Raw genomic sequence first — 503 nt, 5'->3', positions numbered from 1 at the left:
CCGACGCCCTGCGCGCGGAACGCCGCACGCTCGACAAGCGGCGCGAACACCTGGCCTCGCTCGACCACACGTGGCAGGCACTGCGCACGCAGCGCGGCCGCCTGGCCGACCTCGATGCGCAGGCCACCCAGGCCACCCAGGCGCAGGCGAAAGCCCAGGAAGGACTCGACGCCGCACGCGCCGCGGGTAGCGCGCTGGACGCGGCCGTCACCCAGGCCGAGCGCATGCTGAAGACGGCCCAACTGGCGTGCGCCGACGGCGTCGAAAAGCTGCGCGCCACGCTCGTGGACGGCGACGCCTGCCCCGTGTGCGGCGGCACGGAACACCCCTACCGGCACCAGGACGACCGGCTGCATGCCGTGCTGGAAGAGCTGTCCGCCGAACTGGCCGCGCGGCGCGGCGAACAGCGCGCCAACGTCGACCTGCAGGCTGGCCAGCGCGCCGCGTACGATGCCGCCGGCGAACGGCTGGCGGCGCTGGCGCGTGAACGCGACAACCTCGCC

1 pseudogene is annotated in these 503 nt (G+C 74.8%); it reads left to right on the top strand.

The annotated features are described in order from the left end of the window. Positions 1-503 (top strand): annotated as a pseudogene (locus ACEN88_RS34015) (exonuclease SbcC); the annotation flags it as partial.

It is taken from the genome of Massilia sp. CT11-108 (assembly GCF_047302915.1).
GTDB lineage: Bacteria > Pseudomonadota > Gammaproteobacteria > Burkholderiales > Burkholderiaceae_D > Telluria > Telluria orientalis.
The sequence above is the reverse complement of the archived record's forward strand: the minus strand, read 5'-3'. Positions and strand labels throughout refer to the sequence as shown.